We start from the raw sequence: 7837 nt of genomic DNA, 5'->3' as shown, positions 1-7837 counted from the left end.
ATCTGTGGTGCTAAATGTGCCAATTTCTGTTCCCGCAGGTACGTTCTCATCAACAGCTAGCTGACTTACTGTCAAATCTGTGGGTGCATCGTTAAAGTTATTAACCGCGATCGCCAATGCTTTCTCATAAGTAACTCCACCCGAATCAGTTGTCCGAACTCGGAGGTTGTAACTAGATTTGGTTTCAAAGTTTGGGGAGGTGTTGATTTTAAGCTGATTACCAACAATTGTGAATGCACTATTATCGGTATCGCCAGTTCCGGTTACTAAACTGTAAGTAAATGTGTCGCTTGCATCTGCGTCTGTAGTGGTAAATGTGCCAATTACTGTCCCATCAGGTACATTTTCATTAACATTTAACTGGCTCAATCCCAAGTCTGTAGGAACTTCGTTGAGATTGTTAACTGCGATCGCCAATGCTTTCTCATAAGTAACTCCACCCGAATCAGTTGTCCGAACTCGGAGGTTGTAACTAGATTTGGTTTCAAAGTTTGGGGAGGTGTTGATTTTAAGCTGATTACCAACAATTGTGAATGCACTATTATCGGTATCGCCAGTTCCGGTTACTAAACTGTAAGTAAATGTGTCGCTTGCATCTGCGTCTGTAGTGGTAAATGTGCCAATTACTGTCCCATCAGGTACATTTTCATTAACATTTAACTGGCTCAATCCCAAGTCTGTAGGAACTTCGTCAACCAAGTAACGCACCACAGCAAAGTCAGTACCGTCAGTTCCAGCGACGATAATCTTGCCATCGGGTTGTTGAACAAGTCCATAGGCAATGTCAAGGGTGAGTAAGCCTAAATCAGTACTGACCTTGCCATCATTGTCAAAAGTGGTGTCGATTGAGCCATCGCTGTTGTAACGCACTAGAGCAAAGTCATTGTTGCTCACTCCTGCCACAAGAATCTTGCCATCTGCTTGTACAGCAAGGCTGTAGGCAATTTCGTTGGGAAGAAGGCCGAAATCAGTAGTAACCTTACCATCAGTGCTAAAGCTCGTGTCGAGTGAGCCATCGCTGTTGTACCGTGCTAAGGCAAAGTCACCGTTACTCTCTCCGGCGACGAGAATCTTACCATCTGCTTGTACAACAAGGCTGTAAACGATGTCGATGGCAAGTACGAAATCAGTAGTAACTTTGCCATCACTACTAAAACTAGTGTCGAGTGAGCCATTGCTGTTATAACGTGCTAAGGCAAAGTCACCGTTACTCACCCCTGCGACGAGAATCTTGCCATCTGCTTGTACAGCAGTGCTGTAAACGATGTCAATGGCAAGTAAGCCGAAATCAGTAGTAACCTTGCCATCACTACTAAAACTAGTGTCGAGTGAGCCATCACTGTTGTAACGCGCTAGGGCAAAGTCAGTGCCATCAGTTCCGGCGACAATAATCTTGCCATCTGCTTGTACAGTAGTGCTGTGGGCGATGTCGATGGTAACTAAACCGAAACCCGTAGTAACCTTGCCGTCACTGCTAAAACTAGTATCGAGTGAGCCATCGGTGTTGTAACGTGCTAGAGCAAAGTCAGTGCCGTTAGTTCCGGCGACGATAATCTTACCATCCGCTTGTATAGCAAGGCTGTAACCGATGTCGATGCTGAGTAAGGCTAAATCAGTAGTAACCTTGCCATCACTGCTAAAACTAGTGTCAAGCGAGCCATCAGTGTTGTAACGCACTAAGGCAAAGTCACCGTTGCTGTCTCCTGCAACGATAATTTTGCCGTCGGTTTGTAAAGCAACACTGCGGCCGATATCAATAGCAATAAAGCCTAAATCAGTGGTGACTTTACCATCACTGCTAAAGCTGGTGTCAGGAAGTACTACAGCTAGTACTGAAGCGTAGGCTGCCATAACTTCTGGCTGGAACGCTAAAGAAGGAGCAACTATCCCCATGTTCACTTCCAGTGCCCAGTCACCGCCTAATGCAGCACTGCCCGTTAAATTATCAGATGCCACTACTACTACACCTGTCAGTTCGCTCAGGCGCTGGACAAATGCCATGCCTTGCTCTGTTTGAGCTACTTCACAACCGTACAGTAGGAGTTGTGCATCTGCACTCAACGCACTTGCCCAACCCATCAGTTGCGCTGCATAACGATTGAGTGTTTCGTAGCTGAGTTGACTGTTCCCTAAATAGACTCGTCCTGGTGCGCCGTGAGAAACAATATGCAGACTATTGATTCCCTGATGCAATGCCAGCACTTGACTAATTTGCTCAATGCCATCCCGGTCGTTATCTAGAACTACGACAGAAGTATTGTGCAAAACACCTGTTACCAAGGTTTGGTAGTTGTCCACCTGTGAATCGATGAAAACTAGGCGATTAACAGAAATTCTCTTATTCAGGTTTTGAGTAGACTTGGTAGCAATCTTGGTAGGTATTGGGTTAAACATAATTTATCTTACAAAATGCACAGTGTTTATGTTTCTTGAGAGAAAAAAGATGCTGAGTTTGGATCTTTTTCAAAGTCTCGCTTCCTCGGTAAATATAAAAAACTCTTGTTTGTAACCAAGCTCGAAAAAACAAGGTTTTTAATATTCTCTAATGAGAGTAATAAAAGAGCATTAATTATGTTGGGTTACATATCACAAAGTAATCAAACAAAAGCAACGATCTTTTGGCAAAGCGGGCGAGCTAATCAACCTAAGACTATTTACAAAAACTAATGATTGCCACAGTAAAATTACCGATTTGCAATACGTATAAATTATTAAATATTACAGAAAAGAGCGCATTCGGCAAGTTAATTTTAAAATCTTGATATTTTCTCTAATCCAACTAGAATAAAGCTTTCAGGCATTGAAGCTCAATGAGACATTTCGCGATCGCTTCTAAAGCTCATGTCCAAATTAGCCTTATTGACACTATTATCAATAATTTAAGTAAGTCTGAGGCTAAATGCTTTGAGCACCTTCATAGATAATAAAATTGTGATGGTGCAAGGTATAATAATAGTCCGCATCAAATTCAAGATTATCTAGATTCATCAAATCCTGAATCTGAAAAAGAACAATGCTGCTCATCTGCTTCAAATTTGCCCCCAATGCACTACAAAAGAATCCTGGAGAAGATATTTTGCTGTAAGCAAAACGATTGTAAAAAAACTTTATTCTTCTATCATTCTTTTACTGGAGTAAATGCGTTATTTAAACTATCAATCCATTTTCAAATTTTTGACTTTTCTAAGCTCAAGGAGTATGATTTTTTTCATAACCCGTTATAGTCAATTGATGACTATTTAGTTTTGCTAACCCCATACTTTCTAACTTGTACGCTAGTATATGGTCTAATTGCAAAATATCAGCAGCGATCGCCTTTTAGCCGATGCAATTCTTGTTTTACAGTGAACTAGAGTACGACGGTTTTCAGGTTGTAGTCTAACCCAACCCTCCACAAGCATTTTATGCAACGTCATCTGTTACATATATCTCTGCGTTCACTCCATCAAAATCAAGCGCAGAGGATCTAAACGCACATACCAAGGAAAAGGTTGGTCTTTCATCGTCGCCCATTTTTCTTTGAAGACTTCAGCTTGCAGATGGTAATCTTGAGAATTCATGCCAGCCGAATGTAATTTGAGAAACAACGTTATTCGATGAGGCGTTTCACTGGTTCGTACTAACCAACAGGGAAAGGTATTTTCCTGTGATGAGTCGTTGGTAAAAATGAACTGATGGGCACGAATACCGACGTGAGATAATTCGCTCTTAACTGGCTCAATTACTTGCAGAGTACAACCCCAATCAATCGCTTCTATCTGTTGTGATGACTGGAGAACAGCACGGGAGAAGTTTTTACATCCGGTAAGTTGAGCGACATTAACGGTAGCAGGATGCTGGAAAATATCATATTTGCTGCCATAATGAACGGCTCTACCATGCTCCAATACCAACAGATTCGGGCAAATCCGATAAGCTTCTTCCATATTATGAGTGACAAATAAAGTCACACCTTGGTAATCAGCTAGAGTTTCTGTCATTTGCTGCTCTAATTGACTCCGTAGATGGGTGTCAAGTGCCGAAAACGGTTCATCCAAAAATAATGCTTCCGGTTGACTTGCTAATGCTCTTGCTAAGGCTACCCGTTGTTGTTGTCCCCCTGAGAGTTGGTGCGGATAGCGATCGCCTAATCCCTGCAACTGCATTGCTATTAGTTGCTCCTCCACCTGCACCCGAATACTCCCAGCAGATAGGTTTTTGGGTAAGCCGAAAGCGATATTTTGCGCCACACTCATGTGGGGAAACAGAGCGTAATTCTGCACTAAAAAACCGATGCGGCGATCGCGGCTGGGTAAATTAATTCCTTGTTCTGAGTCAAACAGAACTCTGTCATTTAAAACTATGCGCCCGACTGTGGGCGTTTCTATCCCCGCAAGGCAGCGCAAAATCATACTCTTACCTGCTCCAGAACCCCCTAACAATCCCAAGGGTTGCTTATCAGTAGTGAAAGCAACTTTTAAATCAAAGCTAGGAAGTATTTTTTCAATGTTGACAAATAATCCACCAGATTCAAAGCTAGATTGCGAGGTATAAAGATTATCTCCCCCTGCCCCCTGCTCCCGTTCGGCTACGCTCACGGCAAGCCTGCTCCCTGCTCCCCCTCCCCTCTTTTCCCTCAATTCTTGCCAGAAGTTGACTGCAATAATTCCAGACAGAGAAATCACCATAATTGCGATCGCCCAAAACCACGCTTCGTTCATTGCTCCCGCTTCCACTGCAAAATAAATCGCCATTGGGATTGTCTGCGTTTGTCCGGGAATGTTACCAGCCAACATCAACGTTGCGCCGAATTCTCCCAAAGCACGGGCAAAAGCTAACATTGTGGCGGCGACAATACCGGGTACTGCTAAGGGTAAACTGATGCGCCAAAAGATTGTAGTTTCAGTTGCACCAAGGGTTCTAGCGACTCGCAGCAGATTACCATCTATCTGTTCAAAGGCTCCCAGTGCAGTTTTATACATTAAAGGGAAAGAAACTACTGTGGCTGCGATCGCTGCACCATACCAAGTAAAGACGATGGTGAAGTCAAAAGCGCCCATGAATTTCCCTACAGGGCCATTTTTGCCAAAAAATAGCAGTAACAAGAACCCAACAACTGTAGGCGGTAAAATTAGAGGCGCAATCAAGATACTCTCAATCAACGATTTACCTTTGCCACGATATCCCAGCATCCAGTAGGCAGCAGCGATGCCCAAAAAGAAGGTGATAAATGTGGCAAGTAATGAAGTTTTGAGTGATATCCAAAGAGGCGATAAATCCAATGGCATAGTTGCGTAGGGGAAAATTAGCTCAACTAATCCCTAATTTACCAACTTTGGCTTTAATATGTTGTAAAAAGTTGGTAAATTACATCACAATCAATCAAGAAAATCCCAAAAACTATCCAAACTGTAAACAAAATTCGTGTTCAGTTAGGTATCAAATATTAGAATTAGATACGGTTTGTTATCATTTGATACTCATCTTAAAACCAACTGGTAAAATTGTTGGAAATTACCGAAGTGTAAAAATCCTACTAAACATATCCTGTTAGCAGTATCTAATGCTACCGTCAACAGAAAGTGCATTCCCCTCCTACCAGCAATCAAAAAAAACCCCAAGACCTTTTCTTAGTATGCGGACTCAAAAGTTTAGGGCAGCATTGCGTTGCAATCCTCAAAGAATATGATGTTAAAGTCAGCGCCATCGAGGATGTGCAGCCCGAACATTGGGAAGTCCCAGAAGTACCTAACTTACTAGAAAAGTTAATCGTAGGAGACTGCCGCCAGCCAAGTATTCTAGAGCAGGCAGGTATAAGGCAGTGTCGTTCAATACTTTTAGTAACCAGAAATGAGCGGATAAATATAGAAGCTGCCTTTGCAGCACGCCGTCTTAATCCGCACGTTCGCTTGATTGTACGTTCTGACAAACAAAATTTCAACAAACTCTTGTGGGAAAATCTCGGTAATTTTGTTGCCTTTGAACCTACTCATCTTTCCGCTCATGCCTTCTCTCTAACAGCCCTTGGTTCTGAAGCTATTGGATATTTCACCTTAGAAGGGCAACTGTTGCAAGTGATAAAGCACCAGGTACAAGCGAAGGATAGCTGGTGTAATGGCAAGCCAGTACATAGACTCAATCTGACAACTCGCCGCATCTTGAGTCACAAACCTGTTTCATCTAATCCAATCAAAGAATTGTTTGGCTGGAACCCAGAGGCAGAAGTGCAGGTAGGAGACACGCTAGTTTACATTGATGTGGCATACGAACTGCCTTTATCTGAGCAATATCAACAATCTCATACCCAAAAGTGGCAGTGGCAACAGTTTATTCAAGGTATAACAGCGAGAAATCTCAAGGATAAAATAGTGCAATTTTGGCAATCTTACTACCAAAGCCAAAATCAAATCCGGCGAATTGCAACAATCTATGCGATTACTGTACTCATCCTGTGGCTTGTTGGGATAATTCTTTACCGCTTATATTATCCTGACATCACCATTCAAGAAGCTTTCTATGCAACAGCAGTTTTGCTTTTGGGAGGATACGGAGATTTATTTGGTGGTGTTGAGTTTGCATCGCAATCAAAGCCCTCAGACGCTATCCCTTGGTGGTTGCGGTTTTTTAGCCTGGGAATGACGTTGACAGGTCAAGCTTTCGTGGGAGTATTGTATGCACTGCTGACTGATGCTCTCGTCACTTCAAGATTCCATTTTTTCAACTCCCGTCCTCCCATCCCACAACGCAACCATCTGATAATTATTGGCTTAAATCGCTTGGGACAGAAAGTAGCTGCTCTTTTGCAAGAACTCAACCAGCCGTTAGTAGGAATTCATCCTACCACTCTCGACCAAGAAACTTTACCCGATATGCCCCTTATCGTTGGTAATGCTACCGAAGCACTCACTAAAGTGAATCTCTCCCATGCTAAAAGCATCATTTTAGTTGGGGACGACAATATGGAAAATCTGGAAATTGGTTTGATGGCTCATGCAATGAACCCTGCCACTAGCTTGATTATCCGCTCTCAAGACCGCCAATTTAGTGATAATATCGCCCCTCTGTTCCCTTATGCTCAAGTTATATGTGGTGCGGCTTTGTCGGCAGAAGTTTTTGCTTGTGCTGCTTTTGGAGAAAATGTTCTGAGCTTGTTTCACTTGAATGAGCAAATAGTCATGGTGACGGAATACAAAATTGAAGATGGCGATACCCTGAATGGATTGCTTTTATCTGAAATAGCGTCTGGCTATAGCGTTGTACCGATTCTCTACCAAAAACATCAGCAAGACAATTACTCTTTAATGCCCTGGTATGATGTTAAGCTTGATGCTGGCGATCGCTTGATTGTTTTAGCCACAAGCAGTAGTTTACAGCGAATTGAATGGGGTGAAATGCTGCCTCGTCTTTGGCAAGTGCAGATTGAAAAAGCTTTGACTACAAATGCCATTATGTATGGTGCTGAAGAGATAGTTTTGATTACGGGATGTAGTTCCACTACCGCTAGGCAATGGATGAATAATTTGCCTAGAGTGTTGCCAATACCACTTTATAAACATCAAGCTCAACGTCTTGTGCGCGAGTTAACAAAAGTGCAGGTTTTGGCAAATGTTATCTACATTGGGCAACCTTAATCCTCCCATAACTAGAAGTCATATCAATACTGTTCGGTTAAGGCAAGAGACGGGATGAATCGCCGTCAAGACAAAAGACTGATTATTGTGGAGACGGCGATTTATCGCGTCTTTGTGATGATTCTAAAGTTCATAAGTAGGTAGGTGCGAAAAAACCTAATTATGTAAAGATAAGTAAATACGGAGAATGCATCTACTGAGGTAACTGAAATATGGGTGCTCGTTTA

The 7837-nt window shown here is 42.5% G+C and carries 3 protein-coding genes; 1 reads left to right on the top strand and 2 read right to left on the bottom strand.

Translation table 11 applies throughout. The features are described from left to right. Together V7K84_RS11235 and modB are read right to left on the bottom strand one after the other, a co-directional pair. Positions 1-2394 (bottom strand): DUF4347 domain-containing protein (locus V7K84_RS11235; RefSeq protein ID WP_334838081.1); only part of this gene is annotated, 2394 nt, incomplete at its 3' end. 1043 nt (positions 2395-3437) lie between these two features. Then, positions 3438-5267: a molybdate ABC transporter permease subunit gene (gene modB, locus V7K84_RS11230; RefSeq protein WP_334838080.1), complete on the bottom strand. Its 1830-nt coding sequence runs from the start codon at positions 5265-5267 to the stop codon at positions 3438-3440. 294 nt (positions 5268-5561) lie between these two features. On the opposite strand from modB, the gene V7K84_RS11225 reads away from it, so the two are divergent. After that, positions 5562-7610 (top strand): potassium channel family protein, encoded by a 2049-nt coding sequence (locus tag V7K84_RS11225; RefSeq protein WP_334838079.1) that lies wholly within the window; start codon positions 5562-5564, stop codon positions 7608-7610. The last annotated feature ends 227 nt before the right edge of the window (positions 7611-7837 follow it).

The organism is Nostoc sp., from assembly GCF_036917315.1.
Lineage (GTDB): Bacteria > Cyanobacteriota > Cyanobacteriia > Cyanobacteriales > Nostocaceae > Nostoc.
This window is presented reverse-complemented; position numbering and strand designations above follow the sequence as displayed.

Excerpts from the sequence above, each read along its gene's own strand:
- modB (WP_334838080.1), bottom strand. The coding sequence starts at position 5,267 with ATGCCATTGGATTTATCGCCTCTTTGGATATCACTCAAAACTTCATTA.